General features: G+C 70.6%; 21 protein-coding genes. All 21 read left to right on the top strand.

The window, feature by feature from the left end; translation table 11 throughout:
- The first annotated feature begins 109 nt into the window (after positions 1 to 109).
- The 21 genes from Psi01_RS03005 (at position 110) to Psi01_RS02905 (ending at position 23,043) form a co-directional block, all read left to right on the top strand.
- Positions 110 to 925, top strand: a complete 816-nt coding sequence (locus Psi01_RS03005) for an intradiol ring-cleavage dioxygenase (RefSeq protein ID WP_204062366.1) — start codon at positions 110 to 112, stop codon at positions 923 to 925.
- A gap of 165 nt (positions 926 to 1,090) precedes the next feature.
- The gene (locus Psi01_RS03000) at positions 1,091 to 2,767 is read left to right on the top strand and encodes a GspE/PulE family protein (RefSeq protein ID WP_204062365.1); all 1,677 of its coding nucleotides are present in this window, start codon (positions 1,091 to 1,093) and stop codon (positions 2,765 to 2,767) included.
- Positions 2,768 to 2,886: 119 nt separating this feature from the next.
- Entirely contained in the window at positions 2,887 to 4,002 is a 1,116-nt protein-coding gene (locus Psi01_RS02995) for a type IV pilus twitching motility protein PilT (protein ID WP_239126990.1), read from the top strand.
- A gap of 2 nt (positions 4,003 to 4,004) precedes the next feature.
- A complete protein-coding gene (locus Psi01_RS02990; protein WP_204062364.1) occupies positions 4,005 to 5,234 on the top strand; it encodes a type II secretion system F family protein in 1,230 nt (409 codons plus the stop codon).
- Between the two features lie 118 nt (positions 5,235 to 5,352).
- Complete coding sequence (locus Psi01_RS44375) at positions 5,353 to 5,826, top strand: type II secretion system protein (RefSeq protein WP_204062363.1); 474 nt, start codon at positions 5,353 to 5,355, stop codon at positions 5,824 to 5,826.
- An 80-nt stretch (positions 5,827 to 5,906) separates the two neighbouring features.
- Positions 5,907 to 6,695: a prepilin peptidase gene (locus tag Psi01_RS02980; protein WP_204062362.1), complete on the top strand. Its 789-nt coding sequence runs from the start codon at positions 5,907 to 5,909 to the stop codon at positions 6,693 to 6,695.
- Positions 6,696 to 6,731: 36 nt separating this feature from the next.
- The gene (gene pilM / locus Psi01_RS02975) at positions 6,732 to 7,757 is read left to right on the top strand and encodes a type IV pilus assembly protein PilM (protein ID WP_204062361.1); all 1,026 of its coding nucleotides are present in this window, start codon (positions 6,732 to 6,734) and stop codon (positions 7,755 to 7,757) included.
- The gene (locus tag Psi01_RS02970; RefSeq protein WP_204062360.1) at positions 7,757 to 8,482 is read left to right on the top strand and encodes a PilN domain-containing protein; all 726 of its coding nucleotides are present in this window, start codon (positions 7,757 to 7,759) and stop codon (positions 8,480 to 8,482) included. Before pilM ends, Psi01_RS02970 begins: the two co-directional genes overlap by 1 nt.
- Positions 8,482 to 9,051, top strand: coding sequence for a type IV pilus inner membrane component PilO (locus Psi01_RS02965; protein WP_204062359.1), 570 nt, complete (start codon positions 8,482 to 8,484; stop codon positions 9,049 to 9,051). Before Psi01_RS02970 ends, Psi01_RS02965 begins: the two co-directional genes overlap by 1 nt.
- A 176-nt stretch (positions 9,052 to 9,227) precedes the next feature.
- Positions 9,228 to 10,988, top strand: a complete 1,761-nt coding sequence (locus tag Psi01_RS02960) for a putative Ig domain-containing protein (RefSeq protein WP_204062358.1) — start codon at positions 9,228 to 9,230, stop codon at positions 10,986 to 10,988.
- Positions 10,988 to 11,692, top strand: coding sequence for a PulJ/GspJ family protein (locus Psi01_RS02955; RefSeq protein WP_204062357.1), 705 nt, complete (start codon positions 10,988 to 10,990; stop codon positions 11,690 to 11,692). Before Psi01_RS02960 ends, Psi01_RS02955 begins: the two co-directional genes overlap by 1 nt.
- Positions 11,689 to 13,227 carry an RICIN domain-containing protein gene (locus Psi01_RS02950; protein ID WP_204062356.1) on the top strand — a complete coding sequence of 513 codons (1,539 nt, stop codon included), beginning with the start codon at positions 11,689 to 11,691 and terminating at the stop codon, positions 13,225 to 13,227. Before Psi01_RS02955 ends, Psi01_RS02950 begins: the two co-directional genes overlap by 4 nt.
- 203 nt (positions 13,228 to 13,430) lie before the next feature.
- Entirely contained in the window at positions 13,431 to 14,438 is a 1,008-nt protein-coding gene (locus tag Psi01_RS02945) for an aldo/keto reductase (RefSeq protein WP_239126988.1), read from the top strand.
- Between the two features lie 9 nt (positions 14,439 to 14,447).
- Positions 14,448 to 15,035 (top strand): TetR/AcrR family transcriptional regulator, encoded by a 588-nt coding sequence (locus Psi01_RS02940; protein ID WP_204062354.1) that lies wholly within the window; start codon positions 14,448 to 14,450, stop codon positions 15,033 to 15,035.
- A gap of 125 nt (positions 15,036 to 15,160) precedes the next feature.
- On the top strand, positions 15,161 to 16,867 hold the full coding sequence (locus Psi01_RS02935; RefSeq protein WP_204062353.1) for an ATP-binding protein: 1,707 nt from the start codon (positions 15,161 to 15,163) through the stop codon (positions 16,865 to 16,867).
- 66 nt (positions 16,868 to 16,933) lie between these two features.
- Positions 16,934 to 18,223 carry an ABC transporter substrate-binding protein gene (locus Psi01_RS02930; RefSeq protein WP_204062352.1) on the top strand — a complete coding sequence of 430 codons (1,290 nt, stop codon included), beginning with the start codon at positions 16,934 to 16,936 and terminating at the stop codon, positions 18,221 to 18,223.
- Between the two features lie 59 nt (positions 18,224 to 18,282).
- On the top strand, positions 18,283 to 19,179 hold the full coding sequence (locus tag Psi01_RS02925) for a carbohydrate ABC transporter permease (RefSeq protein WP_204062351.1): 897 nt from the start codon (positions 18,283 to 18,285) through the stop codon (positions 19,177 to 19,179).
- Positions 19,179 to 20,084 carry a carbohydrate ABC transporter permease gene (locus tag Psi01_RS02920; RefSeq protein ID WP_204062350.1) on the top strand — a complete coding sequence of 302 codons (906 nt, stop codon included), beginning with the start codon at positions 19,179 to 19,181 and terminating at the stop codon, positions 20,082 to 20,084. Before Psi01_RS02925 ends, Psi01_RS02920 begins: the two co-directional genes overlap by 1 nt.
- Before the next feature lie 84 nt (positions 20,085 to 20,168).
- Positions 20,169 to 21,470 carry a hypothetical protein gene (locus tag Psi01_RS02915; RefSeq protein ID WP_204062349.1) on the top strand — a complete coding sequence of 434 codons (1,302 nt, stop codon included), beginning with the start codon at positions 20,169 to 20,171 and terminating at the stop codon, positions 21,468 to 21,470.
- A gap of 81 nt (positions 21,471 to 21,551) precedes the next feature.
- Positions 21,552 to 21,731 carry a YegP family protein gene (locus Psi01_RS02910; RefSeq protein WP_204062348.1) on the top strand — a complete coding sequence of 60 codons (180 nt, stop codon included), beginning with the start codon at positions 21,552 to 21,554 and terminating at the stop codon, positions 21,729 to 21,731.
- A 496-nt stretch (positions 21,732 to 22,227) separates the two neighbouring features.
- Positions 22,228 to 23,043 (top strand): DUF2382 domain-containing protein, encoded by an 816-nt coding sequence (locus Psi01_RS02905; RefSeq protein ID WP_204062347.1) that lies wholly within the window; start codon positions 22,228 to 22,230, stop codon positions 23,041 to 23,043.
- Positions 23,044 to 23,047 lie beyond the last annotated feature (4 nt).

The following is a 23,047-nucleotide window of genomic DNA, read 5'->3' as shown; positions in this document are numbered from 1 at the left end:
TCACGGAGGCCGTTCCCGGAGCACTTCAAGCTGATTCTCACGCTCCCTCCGTAGTTTTCCGCCGTGCGGTCATGCGACCGTACGGGCAGGCGCCGAAGGGACGGATCACATGGCAGACGACCACGGGGGACAGCGGGTCAGCCGCCGCACCGCGCTGGCGGGGATCGGCTCGATCGGGCTGGGCGCGCTCCTGGCCGCGTGCGGCGGCGACGCCGGCACGCCCACGGCGGTCACCACCACCTCGGGGTCGACCGCCACGATCACCCCGCGGAGCACGGGCACCTCGGGGCTGGAGGACCTGTTCGCCGGGGCGAACACGTGCACCCTGACCGAGACCACGACGCAGGGGCCGTACTACTTCGACGCGGACAAGGTCCGCAGCGACATCCGCGAGGACCGGGAGGGCACCCCGCTGCGGGTCGCCGTCAAGATCCAGGACGGCGAGACGTGCGAGCCGCTGTCCGGCGCGGTGGTCGAGATCTGGCACTGCGACGCCGGGGGCCTCTACTCCGGCGCCGAGGCGATGTCGTCGGGACAGGGCGGACCGGGCGGCGGGGGCCCCGGGGGCGACCTCGAACCGGCCGACGACAAGCGCTATCTGCGCGGCGCCCAGGTCACCGGCGCCGATGGGATCGTGCAGTTCGTCACGATCTGGCCGGGGTGGTACCCGGGCCGGACCGTGCACATCCACGCCATGGTGCACGTCGGCGACGCCCGGGTGCTGATCACGCAGATGATGTTCGACGAGGACCTCAACACGAAGGTGTTCGAGAGCCGGCCGTACGCCCGGCGCACCGGCCGGGACACCTTCAACGACGGCGACGACATCTACCGGCCGAGCATGCTCATGAAGGTCACCCGGCGGGGCGGGGACTACGTGGGCGCCATCGTCTTCGCGGCCGACTCCGACCAGGACAGGACCTGACCGGCGCGCCGGCCGGGCCGCGGGCGTCGTCCCACGGCCCGGCCGGCGCGTTCGTCACGGTTGCATAACGGGTGCACTCTCCGAGCGCCTCAGATATCGCCCCGGGCGGCCGATGGGACCCCTGGAAGAAACACGTCCGGCCACATGGGCCGATCGAGGGGCGACATGAACCAGACCTTCTCTCCGCTGCTTGAGGCGCTGAAGCAGCTGGGCGTCGACCCGCAGGCGCTCGAGCGGGCGGCCGGAGAGGCCGAGCGCACCGGGCGATCCCTGCGCGCGGTGCTCATCAACGACAACGTCGTCACCGAGGAGCAGCTCACCCAGGCCTCCGCGGACGCCTTCGGCATCAAGACCGTCGACCTGGTCGGCTACCCGATCGACCCGGTCGCGGTGGCGAAGATCCCGTTCGCTCTCATGCTGCGGCACCGCGTCCTGGGCCTCTCCCTGGACGAGAACGAGATCACCGTCGGCATCACCGACCCGGGCGACGTCCTGGCGCTCGACGACGTGCGCGCGGCGACCGGCCTGACGGTCCGCCCCGTCGTGGTGGCCCGCAGCGAGCTGCGCCGCATCATCGACCGGCTCAAGCGCGAGGAGAACGACCTCGCCGGCATCGCCGAGACGCTGCGCGCCGAGCAGGCCGCCGCCGAGACGGTGTCGAACCTGAACTCCGTCGAGGAGGACGCGCCGATCGTCCGGTACGTCAACTCGCTGCTGGAACAGGGCATCCAGAACCGCGCCTCGGACCTGCACCTGGAGCCGACCGAGCACGACATGCGGGTGCGCTATCGCATCGACGGCGTGCTGCACGAGGTCGACACCGTGCCCAAGCACGTGCAGTCGGCCCTCATCTCCCGTCTGAAGATCATGTCGAACGTCGACATCACCGAGCGCCGGATCCCGCAGAACGGCCGCATCACCGTCATGGTCAACGGGCGCAAGGTCGACCTGCGTACCGCCACCCTGCCCACGGTGTGGGGCGAGAAGATCGTGCTGCGCGTCCTCGACACCGGCGGCGTCAACTTCGCCATCGGCAACCTGGGCTTCACCGAGGAGAACTACCGGCGCTTCTCCGCCTCGTTCACCAAGCCGCACGGCATGGTGCTGGTCACCGGGCCGACCGGTTCGGGAAAGTCCACCACGCTGTACGGCACGCTCACGGCGGTCAGCAAGCCCACCGTCAACATCATCACCGTCGAGGACCCGGTCGAGTACCGCCTGCCCGGCATCAACCAGGTGCAGGTGGACCACAAGGCCGGACTGACCTTCGCCGCCGTACTGCCGGCGATCCTGCGTTCGGACCCCGACGTCGTGCTGATCGGTGAGATCCGCGACCGCGCCACCGCGCAGCTCGCCGTCGAGGCCGCCCTCACCGGTCACCTCGTGCTGTCCACCCTGCACACCAACGACGCGCCCAGCGCGGTCGTGCGACTGACCGAGATGGGCATCGAGCCCTTCCTCGTCGGCTCGTCGGTCGACTGCGTGCTGGCCCAGCGTCTCGCGCGGCGGCTGTGCGACTGGTGCAAGGAGGAGTACGCCCCGACGGAGGCCGAGCTGATCGGCGCCCGGTGGCCCATCAACGACCTGCCGGTTCCGGAGCGGTTCTGGCGGCCCGTCGGCTGCCGCTCCTGCTCCAACACCGGCTACCGCGGCCGGATCGCGCTGCACGAGGTCATGCCGATGACCCCGGAGATCGAGGGCCTGACCATCCAGCGCGCCTCCGCCACCGAGGTGCAGCGGGTCGCCGAGGCCCAGGGCATGCTCTCGCTCCGCACGGACGGCCTGGCCAAGGCCGCCGACGGCCAGACGTCGATCCAGGAGGTCCTGCGCGTCGCGATCTGATCCGGATCGCGCGGGACGTCCCCTCATATGTGGGCTTCGCCGGCCGAAGGGGCCGGCATGAGTGAGAACCGGCCGTGCCGACACGCGGCCGGTGACAAGTGACGGCAAGGAGATCTCCGATGGAGGCAGTGCAGGCCCTCGGCCATCCGAGGGACGACCTCGGCGAGGCCCGCAGGGCCCTCGACGGGATGCTCGTGGCCCTGGTACAGGACGGCGGCTCCGACCTCCACCTGACCGCGGGCGCGCCGCCCACGATCAGGGTGAACGGGCAGATGCGTTCCCTGCCGGGCTACAACCGCCTGGGCCCCGGCGACACGCAGTGGCTGCTGCGCGCCACGGTGAGCGAGGTCCAGTGGGACCACTTCGAGCGGCACCAGGAGTTCGACGTCGGCTACAGCATCGAGGGCGTCTCCCGTTTCCGCGCCAACCTCTACCGGCAGCGCGGCTCCTACGGCGCGGTCTTCCGCGCCGTGCCGCACACGATCAAGCCGCTGGAGGAGCTGGGCCTGCCGGAGTCGGTGGGCCGCTTCGCCCACCTGCCGCGCGGGCTGGTGCTGGTGACCGGGCCGACCGGCTCGGGCAAGACCTCCACGCTCGCCGCGCTGGTCGACCTGGCCAACCGCACCCGCTCGGGGCACATCGTCACCATCGAGGACCCGATCGAGTTCCTGCACCAGCACAAGCGCTGCATCGTCAACCAGCGCGAGGTGGGCGCGGACACCGCGTCCTTCTCCGAGGCCCTCAAGCACGCGCTGCGCCAGGACCCGGACATCATCCTCGTCGGCGAGCTCCGCGACCTGGAGACCACCGCCACCGCGCTGTCCGCGGCCGAGACCGGTCACCTCGTGCTGGCGACCCTGCACACGCAGAGCGCCGCCCAGACGGTCGACCGCGTCATCGACATCTTCCCGCCGCACCAGCAGCAGCAGGTCCGCTCACAGCTGTCCTCGGCGTTGCAGGGCATCGTCACCCAGGCGCTGCTCCCCCGGGCGGACGGCTTCGGCCGTACGGTCGTCGCGGAGATCATGGTGGCCACCCCGGCCATCCGCAACCTCATCCGTGAGGGCAAGAACCACCAGATCCCCTCCTTCATGCAGTCCGGCGGCACCAGCGGGATGCTGGCCTTCGACCAGCACCTGGCCGAGCGGGTCCGTGAAGGGATCATCACCTTCGAGCAGGCGCTCGACATCTGCCACTCGGCCGATGAGCTGCGGCGCCTCGCAGGACGGGCGTGACCATGCCGGCGACCAAGACTTTCGAGTACCAGACCGTCGACCGCGACGGCAGGCACACCAAGGGCATGCTGGAGGCCGCCAACGAGGCGGCGGCGATCCAGCAGCTGCGCCAGCAGGGCCTCGTCCCGGTGTCCATCACCGAGGGCGGCTCGCTGCTGCGGCGCGAGATCACCATCCCCGGCCTCGGCAGCCGCACCACGCTCAAGGACCTGGCGGTCTTCGCCCGGCAGTTCGCGACCATGACGGCCTCCGGCATGACCCTGCTGCGCTCGCTCTCGGTCCTGGAGGACCAGGCGGCCAAGCCGTCGCTGAAGAAGGCGATCAGCGAGGTGCGGGCCGACATCGAGGGGGGCATGTCGCTGTCGGCGGCCCTGGGCAAGCATCCCAAGGTCTTCCCGACGCTCATGGTCGCGATGGTGCGGGCCGGTGAGACCGGCGGCTTCCTCGACGGCGCCCTGGAGCGCATCGCCGTCACCATGGAGAAGGACGCGAACCTCCGCAGCAAGATCAAGGGAGCGATGACCTACCCGGTCATCGTCCTGATCTTCACCGGAGTGCTCGTCGCGGGCGTGCTGGCCTTCATCGTCCCGGTCTTCGAGGGGATGTTCAAACAGTTCGGCGGGGAGCTTCCGCTGCCGACGCAGATCCTCGTCACCGGCAGCCACAACCTGGTGTGGGCGGGCCCGCTGTTCGTCGCCGTGGTCGCCACCGCCGTCGTCGTGTTCCGGCGGCAGCTGCGGCGCAACCCGTCGCTGCGACTGGGGTTCGACAGGCTCAAACTGCGCCTGCCGGTCTTCGGCAAGCTGTTCGCGAAGATCGCGATCAGCCGGTTCGCCCGCAACTTCGGCACCCTGCTGGGCGTCGGCGTGCCGGTGATGCAGGCCCTCGACGTCGTGGGCGCCACCACCGGCAACGCGGTCATCACCGAGGCCATGAAGGACCTGCAGCTCGCCGTGCGCGACGGCCTTCCCATGTCGACGCAGCTCGGCAAGCACCCGATCTTCCCCCGCATGGTCGCCCAGATGATTGAGGTCGGCGAGGAATCTGGCCAAATCAGTCAGATGCTCGACAAGGTTGCCGATTTCTATGACAGAGAGGTCGACACCGCGGCGGACTCGCTGACCGCGGCGATCGAACCGCTCATGGTCATCGTCATGGGCGTCGTGGTCGGAGGCATGGTCCTGTGCCTCTATCTCCCGATGTTCACGATCTACCAGAACATCCAGGGCTAGTACGGCCCTCCACAAGCTTTCCGTGCGCGCCACGGAAGAACCGGCCGTCAGGCCGGACCGGCACCCGGGCGACCGCCCGGAGGCCGTCTCCACCCTAACGAATCATAGGAGTATCACCATGAAGGCAGCGCTCCAGCGCCTGCAGAAGCGCGCGCACGGCGACCGCGGCTTCACCCTGATCGAACTGCTGGTGGTCGTCGTGATCATCGGCGTCCTCGTCGCCATCGCGATCCCGGTCTACATGAACTACCGCGAGGGCGCGGCCGACAAGTCGGCCCAGGCCGATGTGCGTGGTGCCATCACCGCCGTGGAGAGCTTCTACACGACGAAGGGCAACCAGTACCCGGCCAGCGCGACGAGCAAGACGGCGAGCTTCCCGCTCGACTCGGCGAAGCCGAACGAGGAGCGGGTTGCCATCTCCGGCAACACCACCCTCAGCTACGTCAAGTCCAGCGATGGCAAGTCGTACCTCATCTGCGCCAAGAACAGCGGCGGCTCCGGTGCGATCTACAAGTACGACAGCACCAAGGGTGGCTCGGTCGAGACCGCCACTGGCACCACCGTCAACTTCTCGACCTGCGCCGTTTCCTAATCGCAACCGGCGGGGCGACACCCGTAGCGCCGCCCCGCCCCATCCGCCAAAGGACCCGCCGAGAGGAAGGAGAGACCCCGATGGACACGATCGTTCTGGCTCTGGCCGGCGTGCTCGGCCTGGTGGTCGGTTCCTTCCTCAACGTGGTCATCCACCGGGTGCCGCGGGCCGAGTCGCTGGTGCGGCCCGGCTCGCACTGCCCGCACTGCCAGGCGCCGGTCCGGCCCTGGCAGAACGTGCCGGTGGTCAGCTGGCTCGCGCTGCGCGGCCGCTGCGCCTCCTGCCGGGAGCCGATCAGCATCCGCTACCCGCTGGTCGAGCTGGCCACCGCACTGCTCTTCGCCGCCGTGACCGCCCGGTTCGGGCTGACGCCGGAACTGCCCGCCTACCTCTACCTCGCAGCCGTCGCGGTGGCCCTCTCCATGATCGACTTCGATGTGCACCGGCTGCCCGACGCGATCGTCAAGCCGTCGTACGTCATCGGCGCCCTGCTGCTGATCCCCGCGGTGGTCGCCGGCGCCGACTGGAACGCGGCCCTGCGCTGTCTCATCGCGATGGCCGTCCTGTTCCTCTTCTACCTCGCGCTCGTCCTGATCCACCCCGCGGGGATGGGCTTCGGCGACGTCAAGCTCGCCGGTCTGCTCGGCCTCTATCTCGGCTGGCTGGGCTGGGGCGCCGTCGTCGTCGGCACCTTCGCCGCCTTCCTGCTCGGCGGGCTGGCCGGCGTGGTGCTGCTGGCCACCGGCCGGGCCGGTCGCAAGACCGCCATCCCCTTCGGCCCGGCCATGCTCGCCGGCGCCCTGCTCGCCCTGTTCGCCGCGGGACCCATCACCGCCTGGTACGGCAGCCTCCTGCTGCCGGCCGCCTGATCCGCCCGACCCGACTTCCACGACGAGGAGTACCTGATGGCCAGCGTCAACCCGATCGGACTCGACATCGGTTCGATGTCGATCCGCGCGGTGGAGACCACGCGCGGCAAGGAGGGTCCGGTGATCACGAACTTCGGGATGTCCTTCCTGCCGCCGGGCGCCGTGCAGGGCGGTGTCATCAACGACGCCAAGGTGGTCACCGCCGAGCTGAAGCGCCTGTGGTCGACGCGGAAGTTCCGCAGCCGCAAGGTCGTGCTCGGTGTGACCAACCCCCAGATCGTGGTCCGCGAGATGTCGGTGACCAACCTGCCCGCCCGCGAGCTGCGCCAGTCGCTGCCCTTCCAGGTGCGCGACGCGCTGCCGCTGGCGGTCGAGCGGTCCCTGCTCGACTTCTTCCCCCTGGAGGAGCCGGGCGAGAAGGAGACCGTGCGCGGGCTGCTCGTCGCCGCCCCCAAGGACGTCATCCTGTCCGCCGTGCACACCGTCGAGCAGGCCGGCCTGCACGTCGCCCGCGTGGACATCGCCTCCTTCGCCCTGCTGCGCGCGGCCTCCCGGCTGGACGCGCAGGTGGAGGCCATCGTCGACATCGGCGCGCGGTCGACGACCGTCATCGTCCACAACGACGGGGCGCCGCTGATCTTCCGCACGCTCCCCCGGGGCGGTGCCGAGATCACCGAGGCCATCGCCTCCCGGCTCGGCATCGACGTGGCCGCCGCCGAGGAGCTCAAGTGCCGCGTCGGCGTCCTGGACAACCCCGACGCCGACAGCGCCGAGGCGATCCGCGACGCCGTACGCCCCCTCGTCACCGAGATCCGCAACTCCTTCGCCTACCTCGGCTCCGGCGACCGGCCGACCCGGGTCACCCGGATGGTCCTGTCCGGAGGCGGCGCCCTGCTGCCCGGTCTCACCGAGACCCTGCGAACCCAGCTCGGCATCGACGTGATGCTCACCGACCCGACCGTGCGCACCCGGCCCGGCCGCAGCCGCAGCGGCGACGACCTCGACCGGTTCCGCACGGCCGCCGCCATCTCCATCGGCCTCACCCTGGGAGCGGCAGCCTGATGACCGCCACAACCGTGCAGCCCGGGCCCGCCGTACCTGCGCAGGACCCGTTCCGGACGCTGCCCATCGCCGCCGACCTGCTCCCCCCGGAGATCGTGGCCGCCCGGCGGGGCCGCAGGGTCCGTGCCGTCGTCCTGTCCGCACTGGGCGTGTTCGTCCTGGCATTGGCCGGCTGGTACGTCTTCGCGGGCTACCAGACGGCGGCCAAGGAGGAGGAGCTCGTCACCGCCGAAGCCGAGGTGCAGCGCCTGACGCGCGACCAGAACGAGTTCTCCGAGCTCGTCACCACCCAGTCGGAGGTCGAAACGATCAACGGGCAGCTGTCCGCGCTGCTGGCCACCGACCTGCAGTGGGCCGACCTGCTGTCCGCCACCCGCAAGGCGGCGCCCGACGGCGTGTCGGTCACCGGGGTCACCGGTCAGATCAAGGACCCGGCCGCCGGTGACGCCGTCGATGAGAACGCCCTCCCGAACACCTCCGGCAAGGAGCTGGTCGGCGAACTGACCATCACTGGCACGGGCGAGGACAAGAAGACCGTGGCCGCCTACGTCGACGCGCTCGGCAAGGTGACCGGGCTGGGCAACCCGCTGCTCACCGACGCTCACGAGATGATCTCCGACACGGACTCCACCGGGGACACCGACGTGGACTTCACCGTGCGCGCCGACATCACCGGCTCCGCGCTCGGCGGCCGGTTCTCCGCCGACGTGAAGAAGGGAAGCTGATGTTCGCCGGACGTATGGACCGGATCTGGGCGCTCGGCGGCATCCTCGTCGCCGCGATCCTGCTCGTCGTGGGCTGGTTCTTCCTCATCAGCCCGCAGCTCGCCGAGACCGACCGCCTGCAGGGGGAGACCGAGACCGCCCACGTGCGGGCGGCGACCCTGCAGAGCAGGCTCTCCCAGCTCAAGCGGGAGAACGCCGACCTGCCGCGTTACCGGGCAGAGCTCGAGGCGGCCCGCCAGGCGCTGCCGACGACGGCGGAGTCGGAGCAGTTCCTGCGCCAGCTGCAGACCGCGGGGGAGGCCACAGGCGTAGACGTCGGCACGGTCGCCGTCGGCGCGCCCGCCGTGGTCGAGGCCGCGGGCGTCAAGATGCACTCCCTGCCCGTCGCCCTGACCGCCACCGGCGGCACCGTCGCCCTGGACGAGTTCCTGGACCAGCTCCAGCAGGTGCAGCCCCGGGCCGCACTGATCGACGATGTCACCGTCCAGGAGGGCGGCGAGGAAGCGGATTCGAAGACGGGCCTCAACGTCAATTTGAAGATCTTCGTCGCCCCGCCCGCGGTGAAGTGACCCGCCCGGCGCGGACCCGATCCCCGGCCCGCGGTACGGGCGCTCCGTAAGCCCTGGACGACGGGCCGTAAGCCCTAAACGACGGCGGGAACCCGCCGATCTGTATGACATCCGCGCGGTGCGCCGTGCGCTGTGAAGCAGCTGCCGAGAACCCATGACGAGAACGAGGAGGAGCGATGCCGGTCGGCCGAACCGCCCGTTGCGCCTCCGCGCGGCCGTACCCCGGCCCGCGTACCCGTCGTGCCCTCGTCCGGCCGCTCACCCGCCTGCGCGCCGGTGACGACTCCGGGTTCACTCTGATCGAGGTCCTGATCGCCATGGCGGTGATCGGCACCGTCATGGCCGCGCTGGCCGTGTTCTTCACCAACTCGCTGCACTTCTCCGGCCAGCAGCGCGACAAGCAGGTGGCGATCCAGCTGGCCGGCGACGCCATCGAGCGGGCCCGCGCCCTCAAGGGAACCGCCCTGCCCGCCGGGCGCAGCCAGACCAAGACGATGGCGCAGTGGAACAGCGCTCCCGCCGCCGTGCGCCCCTACCTTCTGACGACGGAGCCGGCCTGGGACCTGCTGCTGGACGCCTCCTCCGGTGCCGGTGACACGGCGCCGCTGCCGACCGCGCCCAACGTCGTCAAGGTCAACGGGGTGGAGTACACCCAGAACTGGTACGTCGGCCGCTGCATTCAGCAGGGCCGGCCCACGACCGCGCCCGAGCGCGCCTGCACCAGCCCCGCCGCCCCCGACCCCGCTCCCGCCAGCGCCGACGTGCCGTTCTACCGCGTCGTGGCCTCGGTGACGTGGAAGGACGCCGCCTGTGAGGGCGGTGAGTGCGCGTACGTCACCTCCACCCTGATGAGCGCGGCCGGCGACGCCCTGTTCAAGATCAAGCGTCCCGCGCCCATGGTGACCAACCCGGGCGTCCAGTACGGCTACCGCACCGTGGAGGCGAACCTCCAGCTCCTGGCGAGCGGCGGGCGGCTGCCGCTGACCTGGTCGGCCACCGGCCTGCCCCCGGGCCTGTCGATGACGTCCGGCGGACTGGTCGACAACGTCACCCCGACGCAGGTCGGGACCTACACCGTGACGGTCACCGTCACCGACCGGGACAAGGACACCGACACCGCCACCTTCACCTGGGCCGTCGCGGACCCGCTGGAGGTGACCGGTCCCGGCGACCAGTCGACCCGGGCCGGCACGGCGGTCTCGCTGCCGATCGCCTCGGCCGGCGGGCACGCCCCGCTGACCTGGACGGCCACCGGCCTGCCCGCGGGCCTGTCGATCAACGACACCACGGGTGTCATCACCGGCACCCCGACGACCTACGAGACGAAGACCGTCACCGTGAAGGCCACCGACAAGGCCGGCAAGAGCGACTCGGTCACCTTCACCTGGAAGGTCCTGACGCTGGCGCTGTCCGACCCGGGCACCCGGACCAACACCGTCGGCAACACCGTCAGCGGGGTCTACCTGACAGCGACCGGCGGCAGGGCGCCCTACACCTGGAGCGCCGAGAACCTCCCGGCCGGGCTGCAGATCAACGCCTCGACGGGCGAGATCCGCGGCACCGTGACGGCGGGCACCCGCTACCTGCCGGAGGTCACCGTCCGGGACAGCGCGGGCGACGAGGTCACCAGGAGGTTCCAGTGGAACGTCTCGGTGCCTGCGGGCACCCTGGCCGTGACGGCTCCGACCGCCACGAGCCAGACCGGCACCGTCGGCACGGCGGTCTCGCTCACCGCCACGGCGGGGGGCGGCAGCGGCAGCGGCTACGTCTGGACGGCCGCCGAGCTGCCGCCGGGGCTGACCCTCACCACCGCCTCCGGGCGCAACGCGCAGGTCACCGGGACCCCCACGACCGCGGGCACCTACGTCGTCGCCCTGAAGGTGACCGACAGCGCCCAGAAGTCGGCGACGCTGATGTTCACCTGGACGGTGAAGTGATGCGCGGGCAGCGGTTCTCCTCCCGGCTCGCCGCGCGCCTGCGGGGTGTCCGCTCGTCCGGGGACGCCGGGATCTCGCTGGTCGAGGTCATGGTGACCGTCGGCATCATGGGCATCCTGATGGCGATCTTCACGACCGGCATCCTGCAGGTCTACCGCTCGGTCAACGTCACCGAGTCGGTGGCGACCGCCCAGTCCCAGCTGAACATCATGTTCCAGCGGCTGGACAAGGAGATCCGCTACGCGTCCTGGGTCGCCGAGCCCGGCCTGGTCCGCAACCGCTGGTACGTGGAGTTCGCCGGGACGAGCGCGGAGAACGACGCGACGGAGTGCGGGCAGCTGCGCCTGGACCTCGGCACGGGCGTCATGCAGCTGATCCGCTGGACGCCCGGCTCACCGCCCGCGGAGGGCCGGCCGGGACAGACGCTGGCCTCCCAGATCGTGACCACCGGTCTGGGGACCGGCACGCCGACCCCGCCGTTCGAGCTGCAGGAGGCGGGTTCCTTCCCGTACGGCGGCACGGGCAGCTCCGCCGTCGGCGCCGACTTCGCCCCCGACTACCAGCGGCTGCGTCTGCACCTGACCACCCGGGTGAGCACCTCGTCGGACGCCGCCCCCGTGGAGACCGACATCACGTTCACCGCCCTGAACACCTCCAGGGAGACCAAGTCCGACAACGTCTGCGACGAAGGGAGACCGCAGTGACCGCCTCTCCGACCCCGCACCGGCCGCGCGGGTTCCCGCGCCTGCGGGACGACCGGGGCTCCATGCCGATGGCCCTGCTGCTCACCATGGTCGGCCTGTCGCTGAGCGCGCTGCTGGTGCCGGTGGTCCTCGGCCAGATGGACACCACCCGCAGCGGCTCGGAGCGCGTCCGCACCCTGCACGCCGCCGAGGCCGGCGTCGACACCGCGGTCGGGCAGATCCGCGCCGCCGTCGACGGCGAGGGCAACGGCCTGGTGGAGCAGCTGCCCCCGTGCGAGCTGACCGGCACCCTGGGGTCGGACAGCGCGCTGGGCTCCCCCCGCTACCGAGTGAAGATCACTTACCAGGACGTCGACCGCAACGACATGGGCTGCTCCCCGACGGAGGTGCCGGCCTACGCGGCCCTGGTCTCCACCGGGATCGAGAAGCCCGGCGTCGCCTTCACCGTCGGCACCGCGGGCACGCGCACGATCGAGGCGATCTACTCCTTCAAGACCACCAACGCCAACATCTTCGGCGGGGCGATCCGCATCGCGCAGGCCTCGGGCACCGGCCTGTGCATGGACGCCGGCCAGAACAACGAGTCGCCCCCGGCGGGCACGCGGCTGCGGATGCAGAAGTGCCAGCCCGGCACCAGCGAGCAGCAGTTCGCCTACACCGAGGACCTCAGCCTCAAGCTGGTGGGCTCCGAGACCTCGACCGCGCCGATGGGCATGTGCCTGGACGCGGGTGCCACCCCGCAGGCGTCCGGCGCCTACGTGGTCTTCCAGCCGTGCCTGAACCGCACCCCCCGCCAGCAGTGGAGCATCAACAGCAGCTCGAACTTCGAGGGGACCAGCAACGGCGTCGGGCTGAACGGCCGCTGCTTCAACATGCAGTCCCCGGGCGTGGCCTCCAGCTACGTCGTCCTGGGCAGCTGCGGCGGCGGCAACACCCAGCGCGCCTTCCGGTCCGACCCCGGCGTGGGCGCCGGGATGGCGAACGCCGCCACCGGGCAGTTGGTCAACTTCAAGCAGTTCAGCCGGTGCCTGGACGTCACCGACCTCAACGTCACGTCGAAGTACATGATCGCCTGGTTCTGCAAGCAGGCGCCCGACGGCAACGTCCCCTGGAACCAGAAGTGGAGCTTCCCCGCGGTGCCCACCTCCACCGTCGGCACCTCCGTCGCGGCCAAGGCCACCGGCCGCATCCGCACCGTCAACGGGAGCGGCTACTGCCTGCGCAGTCCGGGATCGCCCGCGGCGGGGAAGTACACCACGGTGACCTCCTGCGCCGCCACCGGCACGCTGGCGAAAGACCTGCAGTGGACCCTGTACGGCGACACCGGCGACTACACCACCAGCTACCGGATCATCGACGCCTACGGGTACTGCCTGGCGCCGACGGACCTGGAGACGGCCACCACCGAAACCGTCCACAGCGACGGCACCAGCAAGGTCAAGGTGGAGGTCTGCAGCGGCTCCGAGCTGCAGAAGTGGAACGCCCCGGCGAACCTGGTCAAGCCCACACCTCTGACGAAGGTCACCGAGAGGTAGCCCGCTCGGGCGGTCGGGGATCCCGGACCGCCCGAGCCTCCGCCGTCCCCGGTCGTCGAGAGTCCTCCGGCTCCCCTTCCGCGCCGACACGCACCATTGAATGACAAATATTGAAATCTGTCATCCGATATGCCATAGTCGCCATGTCGGCGGAACCCGTTCCGCCACCCGACTACGGACACCCGGCAACGAAGGAGCACACCGTGCGCAGCCGTACCCTCGGAACCACCGGACCCACCGTCTCCGCCCTCGGCCTGGGATGCATGGGCATGTCGGCCCTGTACGGGCAGGCCGACCGCACCGAGTCCATCGCCACGATCCACGCCGCGCTGGAGGCCGGGGTCACCCTGCTGGACACCGGCGACTTCTACGGCATGGGCCACAACGAGCTGCTCATCGGCGAGGCCCTGCGCGAGGCCGGTCCCGGCGCCCGCGACGACGCGGTCATCAGCGTCAAGTTCGGCGCCCTGCGCGACGCGGCGGGCGGCTGGTCCGGCTACGACGGCCGGCCCGCCGCCGTGAAGAACTTCCTGGCCTACTCGCTGCAGCGGCTCGGCACCGACCACGTCGACGTCTACCGCCTGTCCCGCCTCGACCCCGAGGTCCCGATCGAGGAGACCGTCGGCGCCATCGCCGAGGAGGTGCAGGCCGGCCGGGTGCGCCACATCGGCCTGTCGGAGGTCGGCGCCGAGACCATCCGCAGGGCGGCCGCCACGGCGCCTGTCTGCGACCTCCAGATCGAGTACTCCCTGTTCTCCCGCGGCATCGAGAAGGAGATCCTGCCGGCCTGCCGGGAGCTGGGCATCGGCGTCACCGCCTACGGCGTGCTCTCCCGCGGCCTGCTCAGCGGGCACTGGACCCGTGACCGCGAGCTCGGCGCCGGCGACTTCCGCGGCGCGAGTCCCCGCTTCTCCGGGGAGAACCTGGAGCGCAACCTCGACCTGGTCGACGCCCTGCGGAAGGTCGCCGAGCAGAAGGGTGTTACGGTGGCGCAGGCCGCCATCGCCTGGGTGCTCTCCCGCGGTGAGGACGTCGTCCCCCTGGTCGGCGCCCGCCGCCGCGACCGGCTCGCCGAGGCGCTGGGCGCCCTGGACGTCACGCTCGACCCGGCCGACCTGGCCGCGATCGAGCAGGCCGTCCCGGCGGACGCGGTCGCCGGTGAGCGCTACCCCGCGGCGCTGATGGCCCACATGGACAGCGAGCGCGGCTGAGAGGACACCATGTCTGCCGGGACACTGACCGCCGAGGCCATCCTGGCCGCCACCGAGGAGGTGCTGCGCCGCTACGGCCCGGCCAAGGCCACCGTGGTCGACGTGGCCAGGGCCCTCGGCGTCAGTCACGGCAGCGTCTACCGGCACTTCCCGACCAAGGCGGCGCTGCGCGCCGCGGTCACGCGGCGCTGGCTGGAGCGCACGCACGAGGGGCTGGCCGAGATCGCCGCAGGGGACTCCCCCGCCCCCGCCAGGCTGCGGGACTGGCTGACCGCGCTGTTCGCGGCCAAGCGCCGCAAGGCGCTGGACGATCCCGAGCTGTTCGCCACCTACTCCGTCCTCGTCGGCGAGGACGACGGCGTGATCGCCGAACACGTGGGGCACCTGGCCGAGCAGCTCACCCGGATCATCGCCGGCGGGATCGCGGAGGGGACGTTCGCCGCCGCCGAACCGGCGGTCGCCGCACGGGCGGTGTTCGACGCCACCGGCCGCTTCCACAACCCCGTCTACGCCGCCGAATGGTCCGCCCCGGACATCGAGGCCGCCTTCGAGGCCGTCTGCTCCCTGGTGATCGCGGGCCTGCGGGCGCCCCGCTGACCCGCCGGGGAAGAAGGCACACCGTCTCCATCCGTTGAATGTCGGTCGCTCTGCGTAGCCGCCGGGGCATGATGGTGCCCAGGCAGCATCCCGAGACGGTGATCTCCGGGACGAGGAGGCGGTCGGTGCCGTACACCGAACAGGAGAAGGCGCTGGTGGCGTTGCTCGACAGCGTCACGGGCGTCGTCAACACGGCCGACAGTCTTGAGCCCGCGGCGCGGGCGATGATGGCGGCGGTGTGCGAGCTGACCGGCTGGCCGCTGGGTCATCTGTGCGTGCCCGACGACTCGGGTGGATTCGTCTCCTCGGGGGTGTGGGTGGGGGCCGTCGAGCGGTTCACGACGCTGCGGGAGGTTACGGCCCGCACCCGTTTCACCCCCGGCCGGGGGATCGTCGGGGAGGCCGTCGCCACCGGAGAGCCGGTGTGGTCGCACGACGTCGTCCACGACCCGCTGTTCGTCCGCGCCCGGGAGGAACCCGGCCTCGGGGTGGGAGCGGCGCTCGCGTTCCCGATCGTGGCCGCCCACGGCGTGGTGGCCGTGCTGGAGTTCTTCCGCCCCGAACCCGCGCCTCCCGACACGCCGCTGCTGCGGGTGGTGGCCAACCTCGGTCACCAGCTCGGCCGGGTGGTCGACCGGGAGCGGAGCAGGCGGGCGCTGGAGGCCGGCCGCCGCCGGCTGGAGGAGATGGTCGAGACGTCGGTGGAGGCGTTCGTGGCGATGGACGCCTCCGGACGCATCATCGGATGGAACGCCGCGGCCGAGCGGATGTTCTCCCTGCCGCGGGACCGGGCGCTGGGACGGCCGCTGTCCGAGACGATCATCCCGCCCGTCTACCGGGAGAGTCACCGCAAGGGCCTGGAGCGTTTCCTGACCACCGGCCGGGCGCGCATCCTCGGCCAGCGGATCGAGGTCCCCGCCTACCGGCCCGACGGCAGCGAGTTCCCGGTCCAGCTGGCGATCTGGGCCTTCCAGGACGAGGGCCAGTGGGTGTTCAACGCCTTCATGAACGACATCACCGACTACCGCCGGGCCCAGGAGGCGCTGCGCACCGCCTACGAGCGGGAGCTGGCCACCGTGGCCCGGCTCAAGGAGCTCGACGAGGCCAAGACCGGTTTCATCGCCACCGTCTCCCACGAGCTCCGCACCCCGCTGACCACCCTCATCGGCTATCTGGAAGTGCTGATCGACGGCGACGCCGGGCCGGTGAACGACCGGCAGGGCCGGATGCTGCAGGCCATGAACCACAACGCCGTACGGCTGCAGCACCTGGTCGAGGACCTCCTGGCCGTCAACACCGCGGACGCCGGTCTCCTGACCGTCGACCCCGTCCTGGTCATGGTCGGCGACGTCCTGGAGACGGCCCTGGAGGGCATGGCGATGGTCTCCCGGACCCGCGACCACACCATCGACGTCGACATCGACGAGAACGTGGGCCCCATCGAGGCCGACCCCGTCCAGTTCTCCCGCGCCCTGCGGGCCCTGCTGTCCAACGCGGTCAAGTTCTCCGCGCCCGGCGCCCCGGTGACCGTCCGCGTGTCCTCCGCCGGCGACGCCGTGTCGATCGCGGTCACCGACACCGGGATCGGGATCCCCGAGGACGAGCTGCCCCACGTCTTCGACCGCTTCTACCGCACGCGCCTGGCCGCCGACCACGCCGTCCAGGGCATCGGCCTCGGCCTGACCATCGCCAAGGACATCGTCGACGCCCACGGCGGGACCCTCACCGCGACCAGCGCCCCGGAGCGCGGCTCCACCTTCACCATCACCCTTCCCACCCCCGGGGCGACCCTCCCGGAGAGTCCCGGCAATAGTCACGGCCCGGGCACATAAGCCGGCCGCCACGGGGCAGCGGGACGGCGCGGGGGCTCCACTGTCGAGTGAGGGGAGTGTCCGTTCGTGACGAGCGACGACCGCGTCCCGCCCAGGCCGGGACACCGCCTGCCCGCCCGCCGCGCGGCGACCACGAGACACGCGGTCCTCCTTCTCGGCGGGGTCCTCCTGCTGGGCGCCTGCGGTTCGCAGGAATCCGCCGGATCCCGGGTCACCCTGGAGTTCTTCCAGTTCAAGCCCGAGGCGATCGAGACCTTCGACAAGATCATCGCGGACTTCGAGGCCGCCCATCCCGGCATCGACGTGGTCCAGAACCACTCGCCGACCGCCGAGAGCGCCATCAGGGCCCGGCTGGTCAAGGAGGACATCCCCGACGTCATCAGCCTCAACGGCAACGGCGTCTTCGGGGAGCTGGCCTCCGCCGGCGTCTTCTACGACTTCTCCGCCGCCCCCGCCGCCAAGAACGTGAACCCGCCCATCCAGCGCATCCTCGACGATCTCGGCGTGCACCGGCAGGGAGAGATCAACGGCCTGCCGTTCGCCTCCAACGCCAACGGCGTCATCTACAACAAGGACCTCTTCCGGCAGCACGGGGTGGAGCCGCCCACCACCTGGACGGAACTGCTCGCCGCGGCGAAGAAGTTCCAGGCGGCCGGGGTCACCCCGTTCTATCTCACCCTGAAGGACTCCTGGACGGCCCTGCCCGCCTTCAACTCCCTGGCGGCGAACCTCGCGCCGCAGGACTTCTTCGCCGCCCGCGAGGCCGGGCGCACGACCTTCACCTCGGCCTACCCGCAGGTCATCGGCAAGCTGAGCGAGCTGTCCGGGTACGGGCAGCAGGACCGGTTCTCCCGCGACTACGACGACGGCAACCAGGCCTTCGCCCAGGGCAAGGCGGCCATGTATCTGCAGGGCAGCTTCGCCATCCCGGCCATCGACCAGTTCGAGCCGGGCTTCGAGATCGGCACCTTCGCCCTGCCCGCCACCGACGACGCCTCGGCCACCCGCCTGGTGTCCGGCGTCGACGTGGCCCTGACCATGCCGCGCGAGCCCGAGCACCCGAAGGAGGCGATGGCCTTCATCGACTATCTCATGCGCCCAGAAGTGATCAAGGCCTACGCCGACGAGCAGCGGGCCGTACCGCCGATCAAGGACGCCACCTCGCAGGACCCCGTGCTGGCCGGGCTCATGCCGTACTTCTCGCAGGGCCGGCTGACCGGATACACCGACCACCACATCCCGCTGACCATCCAGCTCGACGCGTATCTGCAGCAGTTCCTGATCGACGGCGACCGGGAGCGGCTGCTGCGGACCCTCGACAACGAGTGGGACAAGGTCGCCGCCCGCCGATCCTGACGCAGCCGCCCGCCGATCCAGAGGCAGCCGCCCGCCGATCCTGACACAAGGGAATCTCCATGACGACAGCCGCCCCGCCCGGCAGGCGGACCCGCAAACCGGTCGGCCGCACGTTCTACTGGATGGTCATCCCGGCGCTCGTGCTGTTCGTGCTGTTCCACACGCTCCCGGTCCTGCAGGGCTTCTACTACAGCCTCACCGACTATCCGGGATACGGCAGCCACGAGTTCATCGGCTTCCAGAACTACGCGAACCTCTTCAAGGACGACAGGGTCCTGGACGCCTACCTGTTCACCTTCCAGTTCGCGATCGTGGCCACCATCCTGACCAACGTCATCGCGCTGGCCATCGCCATGGGACTGAACGCGAAGATCCGTTTCCGCACGACGCTGCGCGGGATCTTCTTCATCCCCAACGTGCTGGCCATCCTCATCGTCGGCTACATCTTCAACTATCTGTTCTCCAACTCGCTGCCCGTCGTCGCCGAGGCGCTCGGCATCGAGGCGCTGAGCACGAACATCCTGGTCAACCCCGACCTCGCCTGGCTCGGCATCGTCATCGTCGCCACCTGGCAGGCGGTGGCCTTCAACATCATCATCTATCTCGCCGGTCTGCAGACCATCCCGGGCGACGTGGTCGAGGCCGCCACCATCGACGGCGCGGGCCGGTGGCGGCAGTTCGTCTCGATCACCTTCCCGCTGATCGCGCCGTTCTTCACGATCAACATGGTGCTGTCGCTGAAGAACTTCCTGCAGGTCTTCGACCACATCATCGCCCTCACCAACGGCGGCCCGGGCACGGCGACCACGTCGGTCTCCGTACTGATCTACAGCGGCGGCCTGGAGGGCGGCGAGTACGCCTACCAGACGGCCAACGCCATCGTGTACTTCCTCGTCATCGTCGCGGTCTCCGTCTTCCAGATGCGCCTGCTGCAGCGTCGTGAAATGAGCGCCTGATGTCCATCCGATCCGACACTCCCGCCCCCGCCACCGCCCCGGCCGAGCCGACCGGGACGCCCCCGCGCTCCCCCTCCCGGCCCCGTCGCCGGCCGAGCGTCAACTGGTGGCTCACCGCCCTGCTCGCGGCCTGCTCGCTGACGGTGCTCGTCCCGCTGTACTTCACCGTCGTCACCGCGCTGAAGAAACCCGCCGAACTCGCCGGAGCGGGCTTCGACCTGCCCCAGGACCCCCAGTGGGGCAACTTCTCCGAGGCCTGGCGGCTGACCGACTATCCCCAGGCGGCGCTGAACAGCGCCCTGATCACCGTCGGAGCCGTCCTGCTGACGTTGCTGACGAACTCGATGGTGGCCTACGCCATCGCCCGCAACATGGACCGCAGGCTGTTCAGGGGCCTGTACTACTTCTTCGTCTCGGCGCTGTTCATCCCGTTCCCGATCATCATGCTGCCGGTCATCAAGCAGACCTCGATGCTGGGCCTGGACAACCAGGCCGGGCTGATCTTCCTCTACGTCGTGTACGGCCTGGCCTTCAACATCTTCCTGTACGTCGGGTACATCAAGTCGATCCCCCGGGCGCTGGAGGAGGCCGCCCGCACGGACGGGGCGGGCACGTGGACGGTGTTCTGGAGGGTGATCTTCCCGCTGCTCGCCCCCATGAACGCCACGGTGGGCATCCTCACCTTCCTGTGGGCCTGGAACGACTTCCTGCTGCCCCTGGTGGTCCTGTCCAGCCCGTCGGCGCGCACCCTCCCGCTGGTGCAGTACGTCTTCCAGAACCAGTTCACCTCCGACTACACCACCGCCTTCGCCTCCTACCTGATGGCCCTGGCCCCGGCCCTGCTCGTCTATCTCTTCGCCCAGCGCTGGGTCATCTCCGGCGTCCTGCGCGGAGCCGTCAAGTGACCCGGGCGACCGCCCGGCCGACATGTCCATCCGCACGACACCGAACACCTGGAAACCCCCTCCCAACCGGATGAAGATGAAGACATGCTCCCTCTCGCCCCCCGCCCGGGCGCGGCCGTCAAGACGCTCGAGACCTTGCAGGAGCAGGAGCGCTCCGGCGCCGGCCTGTCCCCGGTGGAGACCGACCACGCGGGCGCTCTGAAGGCGGCCCTCGCCCGGGCCCGGACCTACGACCGCATGCCCGCCTCCGGCAAGGACAAGGGGCCCGACGACTTCACCGCGTGGGCCGCCTCCATGCCCGACTTCGCCTCGCCCGAGGCCGGGCACGACCTCGACGCCCGCGTCGCCGAGGCCGTGCGCGCCGCCCGGCTGGACCGGCCCGGCCAGTGGTCGAAGTACGAGCTGCCACCCGAGGCCTGGCGGCTGGCGGACACCTGCGGCAGGATCGAGGCGGCCATCGCGCGCCTGGCGCGACGGCGCGCCTCCAGGGACTTCACGGCCCTGGTCCTGGCCGGTGACGAGGAGGGCTGGACCCTGCCCGAACCGCCCGCCGTCGGCACGCTCGGCACCGGGCGGGTCTCCGCCACGACCCGGCGCGCCCCCTCGGGCGAGCCGGTCGTCCTGCTCGACAACGGGATCTTCGCCTTCGCCCGCATGCTGGCGCAGCTCGGGGTCACGGCGGTGCACGAGCACCGGGAGACGGGCCGTCCCGGCCGCGCGACGATGGAGCTGGTCTCCGACCTCGTGGCGGCGCAGGTCGTCATGGGCACCTGCGACGGGACGTACGCCCGCCTGATCCCGCCGCCCCTGGCCGCCGCGGCACGGGTGGTGCAGGACTCCGTCGTCACCTTCGTCGTCGCCCACGAGTACGCCCACCTCCTCAACGGCGACCTCGACGCCCATCCGCCGGCGGGCCCGCCGGGCGACGGCCTGCGCGAGCGGGAGTTCGCCGCCGACGGCAAGGCGCTGCGCATCACGCTGTCGGCCGCCGAGACGCCCGGGGCCGACGACGCCCCGGTGCTCGGTCCCGTGCTCTTCCTGGCCGGCCTCGATCTCCTGGATCGGGCCCGGGCCGCCTACGAGGACCACGCCGACCGATCCGCCGGCGACCCCTGTCCGGACCCGCGCGAGCGCATGACCGAGATGCTCGCGACGGTCCGCGGCTCACAGCTCGGCGCGGCGTACGCCGACTCCGCCGCCACGGCGTCACGGGCCTACGACCTCGTCCTGCTCGCCTGGGACACCGTACGGCCCGCCGTACGGGAGGCCGCCGGAGAGCTGGCGCGCCACACCCGGGCCGGCACCGGCCCGTCGTATCTGCCGGAGGGCGCCCACCGCGTGGCGACGGCCACCCTCTGGCGCCACGTCGAGCCCCGTCTCGGCTGAGGCCGTACGGGCATGGAGGACGCCGATCGGGGAACTGGCAGACGCAACCGTTCGGTAGATCGACTGCCAAGGAGGCGTTCCATGTCAGCCCGATACGTCGTCAAGAAGACCTCGGCCGGGTTCCGGTTCAACCTGGTGGCCGGCAACGGTGAGATCATCGCGACCAGCGAGTCCTACAAGACCAAGGCGGGCGCCCTGAAGGGCATCGAGTCCGTCAAGGCCAACGCCGGGGCCCCGGTCGACGACCAGACCGGCGACTGACCTCTGACCGGCTCCCCGTCGCCTCGCCGGGCTCCCCTCCCTCGCGGTCGCGGAGTCCGGCGAAGCTCATGTCCGGGCTCGTATCTGAACTCGGATTCGGCGGAGACGCGCATGCGCGCTTCGTGCCCCGAATGGGGCCGCTGTCACCCCGGCGCGTGCTGGAAGATTTCCGGTGCCCGGGACACGCGGTAAGACTTCTGTCGCCTTCAGGGCGAGGTTAGGCTCTTGTCACCTCATGGTGAGAAGAGGAAAAGAATCCCCTGGTCAGGGCGTTACCCCCCACCTCCCCTCCCGAGCCGGAACGGCCCCCGGACGGGCGCCGGTTTTTCCCGCGCGAACTGGGGGCGGAGGACCGTCCCGGCGCGATCGGCGCCTCACCCGTAGTGATCATCGCAGCCGGGAGCCGTTTCGGTCGCACAGGTTTTCATCGCTCCTCCCCGGTTATTGCCATCAACCGAACGAAGCCTGAGAAACGCACCAATGCGGGAGGAAACGTATGATCACCCACGATCAGATCCGTACGGTCATCGACCAGGATGTTTACGACACCAACGGCGAGAAGATCGGCGAGGTCAAGCACGTCTACCTCGACGAGGCCACCGGGCGGCCCGAGTGGCTGTGCGTCAAGACCGGTCTGTTCGGCATGCGGGAGACCTTCGTGCCCATCCAGGCCGCCGACGTGGTCGCCGACCACGTGGAGGTCGCCTACGACAAGGAGCTGGTCAAGGACGCTCCCAACGTCGACGTCGACGCCGGCGGCCATCTGTCGGCCGAGGAGGAGCGCGAGCTGTACCGCTACTACAACATCGACTGGGAGACCTCCTGGCAGGAGGCCAACCGGTCCGGTGAGGAGGGGACGGCCGGTTGGGCGCACACCGGCGGTCAGGCCGAGCGTGAGCGGCTGGGCCGCACCGACGACGCGATGACCCGCTCCGAGGAGCAGCTGGAGGTGGGCACCGAGACCCACCAGGTGGGCCGCGCGCGGCTGCGCAAGTACGTGGTCACCGAGGAGCAGCAGGTCAGCGTGCCGGTGACGCGCGAGGAGGTGCGCGTCGAGCGCGAGCCGATCACCGGCGCCAACCGGGACGCCGCCCTGTCCGGGCCCGACATCAGCGAGGGTGAGTACGAGGTCACCCTGCACGAGGAGCGGCCCGTGGTGGACAAGCACGCCGTCCCGGTCGAGCGCGTCCGGCTGAGCAAGGAGCAGGTCACCGACCAGGAGACCGTCTCCGGCCAGGTCCGCAAGGAGCGCATCGAGATGGAGGGCGACGAGGACGGGGGGCGCCGCGGCGACTCCGGCCGCGCCTTCTGAGCCC

The organism is Paraplanobispora siamensis (assembly GCF_016863175.1).
Taxonomy (GTDB): domain Bacteria; phylum Actinomycetota; class Actinomycetes; order Streptosporangiales; family Streptosporangiaceae; genus Planobispora; species Planobispora siamensis.
Note: the sequence above shows the minus strand (reverse complement) of the source record. Positions and strands in the feature narration are given on the sequence as shown.

Excerpts from the sequence above, each read along its gene's own strand:
- Psi01_RS02955 (WP_204062357.1), top strand. The coding sequence starts at position 10,988 with ATGCGCGGGCAGCGGTTCTCCTCCCGGCTCGCCGCGCGCCTGCGGGGT.
- Psi01_RS02920 (WP_204062350.1), top strand. The coding sequence starts at position 19,179 with ATGTCCATCCGATCCGACACTCCCGCCCCCGCCACCGCCCCGGCCGAG.
- Psi01_RS44375 (WP_204062363.1), top strand. The coding sequence starts at position 5,353 with ATGAAGGCAGCGCTCCAGCGCCTGCAGAAGCGCGCGCACGGCGACCGC.
- Psi01_RS02995 (WP_239126990.1), top strand. The coding sequence starts at position 2,887 with ATGGAGGCAGTGCAGGCCCTCGGCCATCCGAGGGACGACCTCGGCGAG.
- Psi01_RS02905 (WP_204062347.1), top strand. The coding sequence starts at position 22,228 with ATGATCACCCACGATCAGATCCGTACGGTCATCGACCAGGATGTTTAC.
- Psi01_RS02915 (WP_204062349.1), top strand. The coding sequence starts at position 20,169 with ATGCTCCCTCTCGCCCCCCGCCCGGGCGCGGCCGTCAAGACGCTCGAG.
- Psi01_RS02970 (WP_204062360.1), top strand. The coding sequence starts at position 7,757 with ATGACCGCCACAACCGTGCAGCCCGGGCCCGCCGTACCTGCGCAGGAC.
- Psi01_RS02940 (WP_204062354.1), top strand. The coding sequence starts at position 14,448 with ATGTCTGCCGGGACACTGACCGCCGAGGCCATCCTGGCCGCCACCGAG.
- Psi01_RS03005 (WP_204062366.1), top strand. The coding sequence starts at position 110 with ATGGCAGACGACCACGGGGGACAGCGGGTCAGCCGCCGCACCGCGCTG.
- Psi01_RS02980 (WP_204062362.1), top strand. The coding sequence starts at position 5,907 with ATGGACACGATCGTTCTGGCTCTGGCCGGCGTGCTCGGCCTGGTGGTC.
- Psi01_RS02990 (WP_204062364.1), top strand. The coding sequence starts at position 4,005 with ATGCCGGCGACCAAGACTTTCGAGTACCAGACCGTCGACCGCGACGGC.
- Psi01_RS02960 (WP_204062358.1), top strand. The coding sequence starts at position 9,228 with ATGCCGGTCGGCCGAACCGCCCGTTGCGCCTCCGCGCGGCCGTACCCC.
- Psi01_RS03000 (WP_204062365.1), top strand. The coding sequence starts at position 1,091 with ATGAACCAGACCTTCTCTCCGCTGCTTGAGGCGCTGAAGCAGCTGGGC.
- Psi01_RS02965 (WP_204062359.1), top strand. The coding sequence starts at position 8,482 with ATGTTCGCCGGACGTATGGACCGGATCTGGGCGCTCGGCGGCATCCTC.
- pilM (WP_204062361.1), top strand. The coding sequence starts at position 6,732 with ATGGCCAGCGTCAACCCGATCGGACTCGACATCGGTTCGATGTCGATC.
- Psi01_RS02925 (WP_204062351.1), top strand. The coding sequence starts at position 18,283 with ATGACGACAGCCGCCCCGCCCGGCAGGCGGACCCGCAAACCGGTCGGC.
- Psi01_RS02910 (WP_204062348.1), top strand. The coding sequence starts at position 21,552 with ATGTCAGCCCGATACGTCGTCAAGAAGACCTCGGCCGGGTTCCGGTTC.